This is a genomic window from Naumannella halotolerans (genome assembly GCF_004364645.1).
GTDB classification, from domain to species: Bacteria; Actinomycetota; Actinomycetes; order Propionibacteriales; family Propionibacteriaceae; genus Naumannella; species Naumannella halotolerans.
On sequence record NZ_SOAW01000001.1, the window covers coordinates 57,744 to 73,070 of the forward strand.

16 protein-coding genes are annotated in these 15,327 nt (G+C 66.1%); 5 read left to right on the top strand and 11 right to left on the bottom strand.

Going from position 1 to position 15,327, the window contains the following annotated elements:
* Positions 1-12: 12 nt before the first annotated feature.
* The 5 genes from CLV29_RS00285 to CLV29_RS00305 form a co-directional block, all read right to left on the bottom strand.
* The gene (locus tag CLV29_RS00285; protein WP_133753117.1) at positions 13-1,098 is read right to left on the bottom strand and encodes a tyrosine-type recombinase/integrase; all 1,086 of its coding nucleotides are present in this window, start codon (positions 1,096-1,098) and stop codon (positions 13-15) included.
* Positions 1,095-1,292, bottom strand: a complete 198-nt coding sequence (locus CLV29_RS00290) for a helix-turn-helix transcriptional regulator (RefSeq protein WP_133753118.1) — start codon at positions 1,290-1,292, stop codon at positions 1,095-1,097. Before CLV29_RS00290 ends, CLV29_RS00285 begins: the two co-directional genes overlap by 4 nt.
* A 186-nt stretch (positions 1,293-1,478) precedes the next feature.
* Positions 1,479-3,050, bottom strand: a complete 1,572-nt coding sequence (locus CLV29_RS00295) for a replication initiator (protein WP_133753119.1) — start codon at positions 3,048-3,050, stop codon at positions 1,479-1,481.
* Positions 3,051-3,065: 15 nt separating this feature from the next.
* Positions 3,066-4,388: an FtsK/SpoIIIE domain-containing protein gene (locus CLV29_RS00300; RefSeq protein WP_133753120.1), complete on the bottom strand. Its 1,323-nt coding sequence runs from the start codon at positions 4,386-4,388 to the stop codon at positions 3,066-3,068.
* 2 nt (positions 4,389-4,390) lie between these two features.
* Positions 4,391-4,804 (bottom strand): hypothetical protein, encoded by a 414-nt coding sequence (locus CLV29_RS00305; protein WP_133753121.1) that lies wholly within the window; start codon positions 4,802-4,804, stop codon positions 4,391-4,393.
* Positions 4,805-5,003: 199 nt separating this feature from the next.
* Between CLV29_RS00305 and CLV29_RS00310 the strand changes: the two genes are divergently transcribed.
* Positions 5,004-6,080 carry a helix-turn-helix domain-containing protein gene (locus tag CLV29_RS00310; protein WP_133753122.1) on the top strand — a complete coding sequence of 359 codons (1,077 nt, stop codon included), beginning with the start codon at positions 5,004-5,006 and terminating at the stop codon, positions 6,078-6,080.
* On the opposite strand, the gene CLV29_RS00315 is transcribed toward CLV29_RS00310, so the two are convergent.
* Together CLV29_RS00315 and CLV29_RS17135 are read right to left on the bottom strand one after the other, a co-directional pair.
* Positions 6,058-6,642, bottom strand: coding sequence for an NUDIX hydrolase (locus CLV29_RS00315; protein WP_133753123.1), 585 nt, complete (start codon positions 6,640-6,642; stop codon positions 6,058-6,060). The two genes, CLV29_RS00310 and CLV29_RS00315, sit on opposite strands and share 23 nt — an antisense overlap.
* A 448-nt stretch (positions 6,643-7,090) precedes the next feature.
* Positions 7,091-8,101: a matrixin family metalloprotease gene (locus CLV29_RS17135; protein ID WP_133753124.1), complete on the bottom strand. Its 1,011-nt coding sequence runs from the start codon at positions 8,099-8,101 to the stop codon at positions 7,091-7,093.
* Positions 8,102-8,804: 703 nt separating this feature from the next.
* On the opposite strand from CLV29_RS17135, the gene CLV29_RS00325 reads away from it, so the two are divergent.
* Positions 8,805-10,097 carry an aspartate aminotransferase family protein gene (locus CLV29_RS00325; RefSeq protein ID WP_133753125.1) on the top strand — a complete coding sequence of 431 codons (1,293 nt, stop codon included), beginning with the start codon at positions 8,805-8,807 and terminating at the stop codon, positions 10,095-10,097.
* A 63-nt stretch (positions 10,098-10,160) separates the two neighbouring features.
* Positions 10,161-11,216, top strand: coding sequence for a lipoate-protein ligase LplAB (gene lplAB / locus CLV29_RS00330; protein ID WP_481819211.1), 1,056 nt, complete (start codon positions 10,161-10,163; stop codon positions 11,214-11,216).
* Between the two features lie 145 nt (positions 11,217-11,361).
* On the opposite strand, the gene CLV29_RS00335 is transcribed toward lplAB, so the two are convergent.
* Positions 11,362-12,414 carry an NAD(P)H-binding protein gene (locus CLV29_RS00335; protein ID WP_133753126.1) on the bottom strand — a complete coding sequence of 351 codons (1,053 nt, stop codon included), beginning with the start codon at positions 12,412-12,414 and terminating at the stop codon, positions 11,362-11,364.
* A 140-nt stretch (positions 12,415-12,554) separates the two neighbouring features.
* Here CLV29_RS00335 and CLV29_RS00340 point away from each other — a divergent pair, with 140 nt between their 5' ends.
* Positions 12,555-13,202: a CPBP family intramembrane glutamic endopeptidase gene (locus tag CLV29_RS00340; RefSeq protein WP_166649079.1), complete on the top strand. Its 648-nt coding sequence runs from the start codon at positions 12,555-12,557 to the stop codon at positions 13,200-13,202.
* On the opposite strand, the gene CLV29_RS00345 is transcribed toward CLV29_RS00340, so the two are convergent.
* Together CLV29_RS00345 and CLV29_RS00350 are read right to left on the bottom strand one after the other, a co-directional pair.
* The gene (locus CLV29_RS00345; RefSeq protein WP_133753128.1) at positions 13,170-13,526 is read right to left on the bottom strand and encodes a DMT family transporter; all 357 of its coding nucleotides are present in this window, start codon (positions 13,524-13,526) and stop codon (positions 13,170-13,172) included. The two genes, CLV29_RS00340 and CLV29_RS00345, sit on opposite strands and share 33 nt — an antisense overlap.
* Positions 13,526-13,858, bottom strand: coding sequence for a DMT family transporter (locus tag CLV29_RS00350; protein ID WP_243831642.1), 333 nt, complete (start codon positions 13,856-13,858; stop codon positions 13,526-13,528). Before CLV29_RS00350 ends, CLV29_RS00345 begins: the two co-directional genes overlap by 1 nt.
* A 99-nt stretch (positions 13,859-13,957) precedes the next feature.
* Here CLV29_RS00350 and CLV29_RS00355 point away from each other — a divergent pair, with 99 nt between their 5' ends.
* A complete protein-coding gene (locus CLV29_RS00355; RefSeq protein ID WP_133753129.1) occupies positions 13,958-14,392 on the top strand; it encodes a pyrimidine dimer DNA glycosylase/endonuclease V in 435 nt (144 codons plus the stop codon).
* A gap of 14 nt (positions 14,393-14,406) precedes the next feature.
* Here CLV29_RS00355 and CLV29_RS00360 read toward each other — a convergent pair whose 3' ends face one another.
* Positions 14,407-15,315: a LysR family transcriptional regulator gene (locus tag CLV29_RS00360; RefSeq protein WP_243831643.1), complete on the bottom strand. Its 909-nt coding sequence runs from the start codon at positions 15,313-15,315 to the stop codon at positions 14,407-14,409.
* Positions 15,316-15,327 lie beyond the last annotated feature (12 nt).

Below are 15,327 nucleotides of genomic sequence, written 5' to 3' on the forward strand. Positions count from 1 at the left end.
ACACCCGCGAAGTCAGTTCTCCACCTCGTCATGTCGTTCACGTGTGCCCCCGGCGTGCCCCGGACCATTCAGCCGTGCCAGACCCGCTCGATCCGCACCCGTTCCCAGATGGTGCAGATAGATGTTCGTCGTCGCGATCGACGCGTGCCCCATCCACGCCTGCACGGTCACCGGATCGACCCCGCGAGCCAGCCACAAGCAGGCGGCCGTGTGCCGCAGATCGTGAATCCGTCGACCGCCAGCCGTCGATGACCAGTTCAGCGTCCGCTTCACCGCCGTCGCATGCAACCGGTGCCCGGTCACGGTCGTGAACAGCGGCTCATCAGGAGCACGATCGGCAGCCATCGACCGGACCAGCGGCAGCACCTTTCCGGCCAGCGGCACTCGCCGACCCTTGCCCGATTTCGAAGCCTTCGCCGCGACACCTTCGGGCTCGGCGCGCTCCACCACCAGCATCGGCATCGGAACCTCAACCAGATCCCGTACGCGGACCGCGCGCAGCTCCGACCACCGCAGACCGGTCCACCCAGCGATCAGCATCACCTCGGCCAGGCGATGATCCCGCTCAGCCGCCCGAGCGACGAAGGCATCCAACTCGGCCTCATTGAACGGATACATCTCGACCTTCGGGCTGGCCGCCTTCGGGACGCGTGTCGGCGTCACCGGATTCAGCAGGATCAGCCGCTCCCGCACCGCCCAGGCGAAGAAGGTCGACAACGACGCACGGAATCGCCGCACCGATGACTCCGCCAGACCCCGGCGGGTCAGATGGATCAAAGTACGCGTCACCTCGCGGTCGGTGACGGAGCCGATCGACAGTGCCGCCAGGTTCGTCGGCACCAGACGCGGCAACGCCCGATCGGCCACATACGTCTTGGCCGACACCGAGTCCTTGCGCTCCTCCAGCCAGATCGGCAGCAGCTTTGCCACCGTCTCCCGACCAGCACGAGGATCGACACCTCCGGACAGCGCCGCCCGCTCACGGTTCAGCCATGCTGTCGCTTCACGCTTGGTATCGAACGTCCTCCCCGCGACATAGGTGCGGCCGGACTTGAGCACCGCCCGGAATCGTCCGGATGGCTCCTTGCGGATGGTCATGCCACTTGATCATGCAGCCAGGACAAGACATCGTCACGCTGATACCGAGGCACCGACGGGGACAACCACGTCACCCGAGGCCCCTGCCCGGCGGTGCGCCAACGACTCAGTGTCGACCGGTCGACCTTCAACACCTTGGCCACCTCCGCGCTGGTCATCAGCACCGGAAGATCACTGGACAACAATGCACTCATGACAATCTCCTCGTGTCAGTCGGGGAACGGCTTCCCCGGATTTGATCTTGAATGGGGTTCAGTCACCGGGTGGCGCGTCAAGGGCACCTGCGGTGTCACTGCGTGATTCGCGTTGCTCACCCTGGACCCGCCACCCGGTGACCGAAGGGATGGCAGCTATCCGGGGAAGCCGGATCACGGTCGCGTTCACGGGTCGGGGCCGGTTGCCGAACGGGTTTCCACAGCCTGTTTCGCGGCGTCGTACTGATCACGCCAGGAGCGTCGTTGGACGATCAGGTCGCTGATGACGCGGGCGTAGGTGTCGGCGGGGACGTCGGTGTCGGTCCAGATGTAGCGGGGGTGGCCGTCGGTGCTGGTGACGTCGGCGGCCATGGATTCGATGTCGGGGTCGAGGTATCCGGCGGCGTGCAGGGCTTCGCGGACCACGCTGGCACGATCGGCGCGATGCCGGGCGAGGGTCTTGCCGGACCATTTGCGGGAGACCAGGACGCGGCGGCCGCCGAGGCCGAGGTGGTCACGATCGTGCGCCTTCTTCGGGCACCGGCCCGGTTCCATCCCGCGAGCAGCGTGGTCGGGCTGGACGCCGTAGCGCAGCCAGTTCCAACACCCAGGCGAGCAGGGCAGGAACCGCAGTTCGGCTTCCATCCGGGCGATGTGCGCGAGCCGCCGGGGATGATCGTCGGCGTCGTCACCGCCGAGCGGGTCGGAGACGGCTTTGGTGAGGTACTTCGTCAGATAGCGGACGGTCCGGTCAGCTTCGGGGGAGGGGGCGATGATCCCGCGTGAATCGTGCTGGGTCCCGAAGCGGAGCAGATGCGCTGGCCGATCCAGATCCTCGGTCGCCTCATCCCAGGTGGGGAGGAGTTCACCGGTGGTCGGGTCGGCGTATCCGGCACCGGTCCACACCGGCAGCTCGTCCAGATAGACCGGCTGGTCGTGTTGCGGCCACCACACCTGGTGATAGACGGCTGCGAGTGCTTGGCGGATGATCTGGTGGGGGATGGTGCCCCGGATCGCCATGTGTAGGTGCGGCGCGAGCCGGGCTTGCGGTTCGACGGTGGCGAAGTATTGGAGCTTGAACCCACAGGTCCGGCGGAGCTGTTGGATGAATCGGTCGACGAGCTTCGCGAAGTGCACCGTGTCCCTGGCTTGCCGCTGGTAGTCATAGCTGGCCGGGTCGGTCGGGGCACCGTCACGAACTGGACCGTAGGAGGGCAGGGTGAGGGTGAGGAACATCGACGGCCGGAACTCCCGACCCTCCGGCGTCCGATAGACGGTGCCGATCGTGCGGTCCTCGACCGGGACACGCGGCAAACTTCCCGCATCCTGCCGACGACGCGTCGACCGTTGCCGACGACCGCCCGCAACGGCCCCGACCAGGCCAGGTGTGGCGTCGTCGACCGGGCTCGTATCATCTGGACCAGATAGTCGGCTGTCGGCGTCCGCTCGGTCGTCGTTGTCGTGGTGATCTTGGTCGCCCGGACCGTCTGGAGCGTCCGGGTTGTCGTGGGTGTCGGGTTCGTCGGTGCGGTGCCAGCCTTCGGCGCATTGCTGCATGCGGAGCACGCGTGCTTTGTGGGCGCAGGAGGGGCAGGCGGATGCGCGGGTGGCTCCGCAGGGGAGCGCGACGACGGTGTCGCTGCCGGTGTCGCGGTCGAGGACGCGGCGCATCATCGGCCGCACACAGACGCGTTCCTTGATCGCGAGTTCGCGCATGGTGTCGTTCAACACCTCCCGCAGCCGCACCGGCGCACCCATCGGACTCAGCCCTCCTCATCCGGACGCCGCGACCGCCGACGGCGCGAGCTGCGTGAGCCGGGCGTGCTGTCCCCGGTGCCCGGATCCTGGCTCGTGGCGGGTGGGCAGATGGGGGATCTTGTGACAGGTCGCCCCGGCCTGGACTGCTCCGTCGCCGAGGACCATCGCGACCTCTTCCCGGTCCCGCAGCCGCAGCCCCAACGACTGGGGGAACAGGTGCCGCATCTTCACTATCTCTTTGCGCGGGTCCTGCAAGAACGCGAGCACCAGGAACTTCGGTGCCCGGCCTGCGCTCAGCAGCCGCGACAACGCCGCCTCCGCCCGCTTCACCAGATCCCGATCCGCCGAATAGGCCACCAGCGAGGCAAGTTCGTCGACCACGATCAGCACCAGCGGCTCCGCGATCGTCGGCCGGTGATCCCGCACCCGACCAGCCAAGGCGTGCGTGCGCTCCTCCAGCCGTTGCACGGCATCCTCCAGCAACTGAACGGCCTCAACAGGTGTGGTGGCGGTGCGGGTGAACAAGCGTCGGCCCATGGTGAGTTCCATGCCGCCTTTGAGATCGATCCCGTGCAGCTCCACCAGCCCGGACCGGACCGCCGGGGCGAGCGCCAAGATCGTGCTCCACATCACCGATGCCTTACCCGCGCCAGTGCACCCAGCGACCAAAGTCGAGATCAGCGGCAGCCACCACGTCGTGCTGTCCTCCGTCCGACCGACCGGCACCGCCACCAACTCGCCACCCGAGCCGTAATCGGCACCGTGGCCGTAGTCGGGGATGGTGGCGAGGAACGGTTCACCCAAGGGGTCACCGAAGGACCACACGATCCTGCAGGTCGTGTAGGTGTCGTCGGGGATGATCCGGACCCGGCGGGCACCGACAGCGGTCCGTAACCGGTCGGCGGCGTGTTCGACATCTTCGACGGTTTGGCCGATCAACAACAACAGATCGACCGACAGCTGACCGTCGATCCAGCGCAGCCGCCGCCGTGATGGCACCGCCACTGTTTCCTCGCCGGGGGTGCGGCGGGCGAGGCCGCAGGCATCCATGACCGGTCCCCAGCTCTTGCGGACCCACCGCTTCGTTCGCCGCCGAAATGACGGCAGTGCCACATGCCGGTCGAACGACACGGGCCAGACCCGCGCCCACACCCCCAGCAGGGCGAGGTAGGTGACGATGACGATCAGCGGCCACCGGTTCTGCTGGATCTCGCCGACACAGACGATGATCACCGCGAGCAGCGACCACAGCCAGTACCGCAGCAGCAGCCGGACCAGCCGCGAGACCCACCACCACACTTCCAGCCCGCACCAGCGCAGCACCTTGATCGCCGGCATGATCACGCCGCCTTCGAATCACCAGCAGCACGTCCACCCTTGGGTGAGGCCATCCCGGTGGCTCGCAGCGAGAACGCGATCCGCTGCCGACCATTCCCCACATCCTTCAGATACGGGGTGACCGTCAACTCACTCAGCACCACCGGCCGCACTGGAACACCCGGGATCGCTTCCGGCGGCACCGGCTGCACGTCCGCCAGCAACTTGACCCGGTGGGTGCGTTCGCGGGCTTCGGGATCGAAATCCATCACATCGACAACCCACACCGGCAAGCCAGTGCGCTCGTCCACTTGCTGCACCTCACGTTCCTTCGATGAACGGTCGAAATCACGCTGCTTCGACACCTCACCAACCACCCCCGCACCATGCGGGAACACCTGCTGAAAACTGACCTGAAACGGACCCTGAACGCCCATGGCGTGTGCCTCCTGGTACTCGCTGCACATCGGAACTTCCGATGCATCTAGCGAACGGCGTGGGCGAGTTGCGCGAAAGATGGCAGGAGGTGGCAGGCACCGTGCCAGGAGTGCTAACCCTGCGAAACGGTTTGATATGTCAGTCCGATGAGGCAGCATGCTGTGCAACCGATGAGGCGCTACGCACCAGGAGTTGACGATGGCGTACAACCAAATTCGAGCGGCACGCGAAAGCCGCGGATGGTCGCAGTCACGGCTTGTCGCGGAAATTGAGCGTGCAGCTCAAGCGAATGGCGTCTCGCTGATGACTCGGGGATCCCTGACGACCGCTCTTTCGCGCTGGGAAAACGGACACGTCGCACCGAAGCAGCACCACCGCAGTTTGCTCCGGGCGACCCTAGGGATTGACCTTGACGATGGCCACAACACGGGCGAGCCAATCGGTCAGGCAATGACGCTGGTCCAGGTCGACGCGCAGGCCGAAGTGCTCAGTGCGATCCGTCGATCGGATCGTCACGGACTCGCGCACATGACCAACCCGCAGCTCGACATCTATGCAGCCGCCCTCCGAGGCAGCCTTGGCACCGGCGGACCGTTACCGGTACGAATCCGGCTGGCGGCGCTGCTCGCTGACGCAGAGGCCTTGATTGCCTGGCAACTCATTGACCTCAGCCAACCAGCAGCCGCTTTGAGTCGATATCGCAGGGCCGAGCAATACGCGCGCGATGCGGAGGACGCTCACCTGATCGCGCACGCCCGGGCGGGTCAGGCTGTCGCGCTGATTGATCTTGATCACCCTGACGATGCGCATCAGCTCATGCAGGCCACACGAGCCCAGGCCGAAGGCAAGGTATCCACGTTGTTCTGGGCGTGGCTGCTCGCCGCCAACGCTGAGACCGGTGCTGCCGCCGGCGATGGCAGGACATGTCGAGAATCTGTGCGCGCTGCTTTCGATGTCTTGCCTGACGGTCAGCGGGCCGACCCAGCGCTGCCATACATCACGCTTGGTCCTGCCCACCTACAGCGGTGGGCGGGGCACTCACTGAGCATGATCGGGGAGCGCAGCGCGATTGACATGCTGGAAGAAGCGGCAGAAGCGATGCCGATCGACTTCGTCCGTGCTCGGGGCAGTCTGCATACCGACATGGCCGAGTGCCATGCACTGCTTGGTCATAAGTCTGATGCCCGTCGAGAGCGGGGGACTGCGCTGGAGCTCGTCCAGGAGAGCGGATCCCGACGACAGCAGCGGCGGCTCAACTATCTGGTGGCCGCCTAACGCGAGCAATCAAGTAGAGCAGGGCAACCAGCGAGCCAGAGCCCAGAACTTCACCTCGCGCGGCCATTTGGGGAATGCTGGCCAGCGGAACCCACCGAGACACGCCAGTCTCCTCGCTGTCAGTCTCCGATGTCACGTGAACCGCGTCACGGCTTGCGAAGAGGTCGTGAGGGCTATCCACCATGCCGATCGCTGGCTGGAACGAGAGGAGACGCTCGACCGATTGTGGCTCCCAGCCTGTTTCCTCACGCGCTTCACGAGTCGCCGCCTTCTCAGAAGCCTCACCGGGATCGACAATGCCACCAGGAAGCTCCCAGCCCCATTCATTGGAGACGAACCGATGCTTCCACAGAAGCAGCACTTTATCCTCGGCGTTCAGCATTGCTACGAGCGCGACGCGCTGTAGCCGAACCACGTGATGCTCAAATCGTTCGCCACCTGGCGGCTGGACGTCGACCTTGGTCAGGCGTACCCATGGACTCTCATACAGCGACCGTTCACCGAACGTTGCCCACTCGCCCACGGGCTTAGCCGCCTGCTCGTCGTGGTCTTCCGAAGTCACGACAGTTACGCTACCGGCGGCGTCCGACCGCACCCAACTGCCGAATCCAGCTCTAGTCAATCAAGTCGCCTCGCTGCGCTCGGCGAGCCGCTGCGGTCCGGGTCCTCGCGCTCCGCTCCGCTTCGCGCTGCGGGCCGATCCTCACAGGTCACCGCGCCCTTCAGGTTCTAACCGCAAATGGATCAGGGTATGGGCGACATCCAACTATTGAGGCTTGTTGGTCCGGAATAGATCGATCCGGTCGTGGCCTGGCTCAATCGCCTACTTCGCCAGAAATCAAAATATCTCGCTCCAGGTCCAGTAGGTTCGACACTCCGAGATAACGGGTCCGCCAGCCGGGGCATCGACGCAGTGCTCGACTTGGCGAAGTGTAAACAATGCTGCCACGCCTACTAACAAGGCCAACACGATTACGGTGATCAGAATCACCCGAGAGATCCTGCTCCTCCTACGCACTTCCATAGTGCCTCAAGAGTCCATTCTGATCACCGCGGCCCAAACTGCGCTGGCTCAAATTGCATTGGTTTATGAAGGGCTTCATTATCTGGGATTCGTCGTCGCCGACGTGACCAAGGCCTCCGGCATGACCGAACTCGTGCACGGCCAGAGACTCGAGGTCGTATCTCTGCCCGCTGCAAGACGAGCCTGACACATACCAATTCTTGTAATTCGAGTTGACCTTAATATCGGATTCGAGTCGAAGTCCAGGGGCTATGGCCGCCCAAGAACATGCAACGCCCAAAACGGAACTGTCGATTGGGCCCCAGCCGACTACGTTGACATTGTCGCCCACAACAGGGCATGTGCCATCTCTAGTCACTTGTGACGACCGGCTGGTCGTTCCTCGATTAGAAGTGATCAATGCGCTGTCGCGGTTGCCACAGCTAGAACTTCGGCCCGTCGAGACTGACGCTGCGGCTCTTTGCATCGCTTCCCGACCACCTGAAACAGGCGCGCCCGAGTTATTGTAATACCAGTCGTAACGCTTTGCCGCCCACTTTCGATTCAATAGGTACGGTGCATTGGTGGCGCATTTAGGGCTAGCTCGCCGTGGAGCACTCTCCTGCTCGCCCCCGTTCGCCAGCTCGTCTGAGAGTGTTCGGGCCGCGGAGGGTGAGCTGCCCAGCACCGTCCCGTCATCGGCTGCTGCGAGGTTGAATGACTCGTCGAGATAGGCCGAGAGCTCGTATCCCTCGCTCGGGGTCCGTCCTAGCGCGCTCACGGTGACTAACCGGTCAGGCTCTGTCGGAACATCGAGAACAACACCGTTTTCAAACTCGATCTGTGTGCCCGTCGGGTCGCAGTCGGCCGGAAGGTCAGCTATGTTTTCGAACTCGATCAGAGGGCCGCAGAGCGGGGCGGCGTGCGCGGCCCGGTCCGCCGCTGGCACTATGAAGGCGCAGGTTACCGTGAGTGCGAATGTGATTGCTACGGTCTTCGATCGGCGACTCATCTTCATGGCACAATCTCCCGTCGGGGGGGCTTGCGTGGAGGGCGGTCGGCAGATTCTTCCGAGATCGATCACCGCATACGCTGTGGTGCCGACGGCATCAACTTAACTAGCTCGGGGCGATGCTGTCTATCGTTTCTGCCGGTCGTTCACCTCTGCGTCGTCGTCTCGTAACCGAATTCCCGGCCCTGAGGTGGGCGCGCGCCCCTATCGACGGACCTTCCGTCACCGGCCAGTCCGCGAGCTTGCGGTACAACCATGCATGTTCCCCCGGCGTGCCCCCAGATCCAATCTCATCGCCCGTAGTGCACGTTGATCACGGCGTCCATGCGGTGCACCGGCAGATTGGACAGGTCAGATATCGTTCGCAATGAGAAGGTCAGGGGTTCGAATCCCCTTAGCTCCACCACCGGAAACGCTGGTGTTCCGCACCATCGCATTCACGTCTCCATCTCGGCATGTGCCTCGTGTGTGCTGGCCCGTCCTTCTGGTCGCGGCGATGGTTCCATCGTTCCGGCGGGGCCGGTCGTGGTCTGGGCCGGACCGCTCCTGAAGATCAAACTGCTGCTCTAGCACCCCCTGCCACACGACGCGACCACAGAGGCGGACGGTTCCGCAGCTCGCGCGGATTTGGCTCTCCCGAACACCTGCCGGCATCGGCCAACCGGATCTAGGGTGATGAGGCAGGATCACCCCGACCACAGGAGATCTGATGGACGACCCCACAGCGGCGATGCGCAAGCATCTCGTCCGCTACATCCCCGCCTTCAGCCCGCGGCTGATCGAGAGTGCCGCCGGATCGTACGTCCACGATTCCGAGGGCAGGGCGATCCTCGACTTCACCTCCGGCCAGATGAGTGCGGTGCTCGGTCACTCCCATCCTGACATCGTCGCCACCGTGTCCTCGTCCATCGCCACACTTGATCATCTCTTCAGCGGGATGCTCAGCCCGGCGGTGATCGAACTCGCCGAACGACTGGCCGACTCGCTGCCCGAGCCGCTGTCGAAGATGGTCCTGCTGAGCACCGGTGCCGAGGCGAACGAAGCGGCGATCAAACTGGCGAAGCTTTACACCGGTGGGTACGAGATCGTCTCCTTCGACCGGTCCTGGCACGGTATGACCTCCGGTGCCGCGGCAGCGACCTTCTCCGCGGGCAGGCGCGGGTACGGCCCGGTGCTGCCGGGCAACCTCACCCTGCCGACGCCCAATGCCTACCGATCACCGTTCCGCCACCCCGACGGCACGCACGACTGGCAGACCGAGCTGGAGTACGGCTTCGCCTCCGTCGATGCCCAGTCCACCGGGGCACTCGCCGCCTGTCTGGTGGAGCCGATCCTGTCCTCCGGTGGCATCGTCGAGCTGCCGATCGGCTACCTCGCCCGACTGCGTGAACTCTGTGATCAACGAGGAATGTTGTTGATCTTGGACGAGGCGCAGACCGGAGTCGGCCGTACCGGCACGATGTATGCCTTCGAACGCGACGGGGTCGCCCCCGACATCCTCACCCTGTCCAAGACCCTCGGAGCCGGCCTGCCGGTGGCGGCGGTGATCACCAGCCCGGAGATCGAACAGCTCTGCCACGACCGCGGTTTCCTCTTCTACACCACCCATGCCTCCGATCCGCTGGCAGCGGCCGTGGCGAACACCGTGCTGGACGTGGTCGAGCGCGACGGCCTGGTCGAACGCGCCGGCAAACTCGGCGAGCAGCTGGGAGACCGGCTCGGTGAACTGCAGTCGGAGTTCGAGGTGGTCGGCGACGTGCGCGGGCGCGGCCTGCTGCAGGGGATCGAGCTGGTCGCCGACAAGCAGACCAAGGAGCCTGCCGAGGCGCTGGGGGCAACGGTCACCGCGGCCTGTCTGGAACGCGGACTGCACATGAACATCGTGCAACTGCCGGGGATGGGGGCGATCTTCCGGATCGCGCCGCCATTGACCATCAGCGAGGACGAGTTGCACCAGGGGCTGGACATCCTCGATGCCTCCCTGCGGGCGAGCATCGGCTGAGCCGGGAGTCGGCGGCCCGGAATCCGGCGGAACAGATCGGCCGGCGGCGATGTTGACGACACCGTGACGACATTGCGTGGTGAATACAAGGTCCCCGGCGGCAAATTGGTCGCAGTCGATGTGGAGACCGTCGACCGACGAATGTCTCGGGTGAGCTTGTCCGGGGACTTCTTCCTCGAGCCCGACACCGCCTTGGAGGACATCGACGGTGCGCTGACCGGGATGAGTGTCGATGCCGGGGTCGACCAACTCGCCCAGGCGATCAACGGCGCCCTGGACGACGGTGTCTCCATGATCGGCTTCAACGCCGATGCCGTGGCGATCGCGGTACGCCGAGCCCTCGGTCACGCCACCAGCTGGTCCGACCACACCTTCGACCTGATCCCGGCCACGGTGCTGCCGCCGGTGATGCATGTCGCCCTGGACGAGGTGATCGCCAAGGAGGTCGCCGCCGGCACCCGCGGACCGACCCTGCGGTTCTGGGACTGGGATTCGCCGCTGGTGGTGATCGGCTCCTTCCAGAGCTATCGCAACGAGATCGACCCCGAGGGCGCGGCCCGGCACGGGATCGACGTGGTCCGACGGATCTCCGGTGGCGGGGCGATGTTCATGGAGCCGGGCAACTGCATCACCTACTCGTTGACCGTCCCGACCTCCTTGGTGGAGGGCCTCAGCTTCGAGCGTGCCTACGCCTTCCTCGACTCCTGGGTGATCGAGGCCCTCGCCCGGGTCGGGGTGAATGCCCGCTACGTGCCGCTGAACGACATCGCGTCCGATGTCGGCAAGATCGCCGGCGCGGCGCAGAAGCGTTACCCCGGTGTGGTGCTGCATCACGTGACCATGGCCTACGACATCGACGCCGACAAGATGCTGGAGGTGCTGCGGATCGGTCGGGAGAAGATGAGCGACAAGGGCACCAAGAGCGCCAACAAGCGGGTCGATCCGATGCGTTCGCAGACCGGTATGGATCGCCAGGCGATCCTCGACTCCTTCGCCGACACCTTCCGCGGCCTGTATGCCATCAACGAGTCCGCCTACACCGATGCCGAGCTGGCCACAGCCGCCGATCTGGTGGAGACCAAGTTCGGCACGAAGGAGTGGACCCACCGGGTGCCCTGATCCTGGGCCGGTCCCGGTGATGCCCTTTGCGGGCATTTGCGGTTCATATTCGGCCATTGCTGCCACATACGGCAGCAGTGGCCGAATGACGACCCCGAATGCCGGGGAGCGCCGCCCGGGTGTTGCCGCTGGCTCCCGGCAGGGGTCAGCCCAGCGCCCGGCGCAACCGCTCCTGCAACTCCGCCGGGGCTCCCTGCAGCAACTTGCGCCAGTGCCCCAGGGTCGAGCGCAGACCCGGCTCGTCGATCACCGAAGCATCCCCGACCCAGTCGGGATCGGACCCGGCCGCGGTCTGCCGATCGCCGTCGGCGGCAGTCCCGGTCGGCGCCCCGGTGACGGCCCGGCGCACCGCCTCTCGGGCACCGATCCGCCCGACGACCGAGTTCTCCGGGTCGCCGACCATGTCGTGGCCCATGCTCTTCACCAATTCGGTGACCGTGTTCTCCGGCATCCCGGTGATCTTCGCCATCACCGGACCGGCCACGTCATAGGACAGATCGGGCAGCGGCAGGCTGGTCCGGGACAGTCCGAGCTCCTCGGCGAACAGCGAGATCAGCTCCGGATAACTGAGCACGGTCGGCCCGACCAGATCGCGATGGCCGTTCCACGGCGTGGACTCGCCGGCCTCGATGAGCACCCGCACCACATCGGCAGCCGCCACCGGCTGCACCCGGTGGTCCAGCCACTGCGGCGCGGGCAGCACCGGCATCCGCTGCACGAGCCGTCGGATCAGTTCGAAGGAGGTCGATCCGGCGCCGAGCACCACCGCTGCCCGGAACACCATCACCGGCACCGGGGACTCCTCGGTGAGGATCTCCTCCACCTGCAACCGCGACGTCAGGTGATCGGACAGTTCCCCCTCCGGCACGATCCCGGACAGGTAGACCATCGACCGGCAACCGGCCGCCTCACAGGCGGCGGCGAAGTTGCGGGCCGCCTCGGCTTCCCGATCGACATATCCCGAGGAGGTCATCGAGTGCACCAGGAAGTAGCCAACCTCGCAGCCGGTGAGGGCGGCGCGCGCGGAATCAGCGTCCTGCAGGTCGAACGGCCGTACCTCCACCTGGTCGGCCCAGGCGTACCCGCTCGCCTTCGCCGGATCCCGGAACCCGGCCACGACCGAATGGCCCGCGCCGAGCAGCGAAGGGATCAACCGGGATCCCACATAACCGCTGGCACCGCTGACGAATGCTTGCACTGGCTGTCTCCCTCACCCGACTGAATCCGACCGATTGGGTAGTCTCCGGGTCACGGAGAGTGTCTGTTCTTCGACACCGTACTCCCACCCCCTGCCAGTCCGAGCCGAAGCCGATCCCGGGAGGATCCATCAGCGACACCGTGAACAAGTCCGCGCCGGTGGGCGCACGCCACTGGGTGTTGCGGATCGGGGTCCTGCTGCTGGGTGCGGCGTTCCTGGCCGGCACCTTCAGGTTCGACTACGACAGCATCTGGTTCTACCTGTTGTCGGTCGGGCTCGGGCTGTCCTGGCTGGCGGTGTGGTGGGTCGACCGTGCCGCGGCAGCAGCAGCGGAGCCGCCCCGGTTCTCGGTGGTACGCAGGGTGCTGCTCGGGCTCGGGGCGGGTGCGGCGCTGGCAGCGGCCTGTGCGGTCGGGGCACTGCTGTTCGGTGACGTGCCGGTGATCGGGCCGTCGATCGCCGAGGTGATCTCCCCGGTGCAGTCCTCGATCCTGCCGGTCGCCGTCACCGCCCTGGCGGTCGGCGCGACTGAGGAGTTCGCCTTCCGCGGCGGGGTCTTCGCCTGGTTCGACCGCCGCCCGATCGTCTGGTCCACTCTCGTCTACGTGGTGATCACCGCGGGCACCGGCTCGATCTCGCTGGTGATGGCCGCTGTGTTCCTGGGGGCCGGCACCGGCATCCTGCGCGCCTGGACGAGGTCGCTGATCGCCCCGGTGCTCTGCCACGTGGTCTGGTCGGCGCTGTTGTTGCTGGTGCTACCGCAGGTCGTCGCCCGCTTCGGCGGCTGAGTCCTTCGTACCGCCCACCAGCTTCAGCCCGATCACCGCGCCGACGATCCCCAACAGGAAGATGATCTTGGGTGCCGACACGGCCTCGGCCCCGGTCAGCATCGCCCAGGTCACGGTCAACGCTGCGCCCACTCCGACCCAGACGGCATAACCGGTACCGATCGGGATCGTCCGAACCGCCTGCCCCAGACCGATCATGCTCGCCACCACCGCGACGGCGAAGACGGCGGTGGGCAGCGGACGGGTGAATCCCTCCGACATCCCCAGCGCCGTCGCCCAGACAGCCTCCAGGACCGCACTCACCAGCAGGATCAACCACGGCATCAGCTGACCACCTTCAAGCCGATCACCGAACCGACCAGGACGACCAGCAGCAGCGAGCGCGCGATCGTCGGCCGTTCCTGGCCACTGACGAATCCCCAGAGCACGGTCAGGCTCGCCCCGATGCCGACCCAGACCGCATAGGCAGTACCGGTCGGGATGGTGATCATGGCCCAGGACAATCCGGCCATGCTGATCACCACGGCGATCACGAAGATCGCTGTGGGCAGTTTGCGGCGCAAGCCGTTGGAGGCGCCCAGGGCAGTGGCCCAGACGGCTTCCAACATGCCGGAGACGATCAGGATCAACCAGTCCACGTACCCTCCGATGATCATGAACGCCCGTGATCCGGGTGGACTCCGATGCTAACCACTCGCAGATCCGGGTCGACGGCCGGGCAGGGAGAATGGGTGAGGATCGGGCAGAATGCAGCGATGCGATTGTGGAGTCTGCACCCCGGCTATCTGGACCGCCAAGGCCTCACCGCCGGCTGGCGGGAAGCCCTGCTGGCCCAGGCGGTGCTGGCCGGGCGGACCAAGGGATACCGCTCGCATCCGCAACTGGCCCGCTTCCGTGCCGCAACCGATCCGTCGGCGAGCATCGGCGGTTTCCTGGTCGGCATCGCGGACGAGGCCGATCGGCGCGGTTACCGCTACGGCCGTTCCCGGATCCTCACCCCCACCGATCCGCCGGCGGTGGCGATCGAGGTCACCGACGGCCAGCTCGGGTACGAGTGGGAGCACCTGCTGGCCAAACTGCGGCAGCGCTCCCCGCAGGTCGCCGAGGAGCACGCCGGCGTCACCGTACCCCGTCCGCATCCGTGCTTTCGGCAGGTCCGGGGTCCGGTGGCCGAATGGGAACGCCGATGACCCTCGCCCGATGATCAGCTGGGATCGGCCGAGCTGACCGCCGCGGCCAGGGCCGCGCGGCAGGCACGGACCCGCGGGGTCTCGGCGATCGATCCCCGGGTGGCGGTGAAGACGGTACGCCGGGGCCCCCCGGCCAGGTCCAGCAGGCGAAGCCGGGCCCGGGTCGATGCCTGCAGCAGACCGGGCAGGATCGCCACCGCCATCCCGGCCTCGATCAGTGCCAGGTGGGTCTGCAGATCGGCGGTCTCGAACCGCACATCGGGTTCGAAACCGGCACTCCGACAGGCCTGCTCGGCCCAGTGGCGCGACGCCGCGCCGGGCGGTTCCATCACCCAGGGACGATCCGCGCAGTCGGCGATCGAACCGACATCGGACCACCCGTCGGGTACGCCGAGCTGCAACCGGTCGCTGGTCAGCCCGACCCGGTCGAGCTCGGGATGCCAGGGCGCGGCATGGCCCGGGTACTGCTCGGCGATCACCAGGTCGAAGGACCGCAGCCAGGTCTGGTGCAGTGCGGTCTCGGGTTCGCGCTGACTCACCGTCACCCGCAACTGGGGGTGATGGGTCTGCAGATGGTCAAGCATCTGCACGGTGAACGCGAGCGCCGCGGACTGGAAGATCGCCACCCGCATCGTCCCCGAGGCCTTCTCCTCGGCGCCGGCCAGCTCGGCGGCCGCCCGGTCCAACCGGTCCAGGATCGCTGCGGTGTGCTCGACCAGCACCTCCGCGGCCGAGGTCAGGCGTACCCGCCGGCCGACCTTGCGCAACAGCGGCTGGCCGACCTCGCGCTCCAGCAGGGCGAGTTGCTGGGAGACCGAGGACGGGCTCTGATGCAGGGCCTCGGCCACTTCGGCCAGGGTGCCGCGCAGACTCAGCTCATGCAGCAACCGCAGTCGCCGTAGGTCGTACACGCCACCCCCCATGATTCGGAGTCT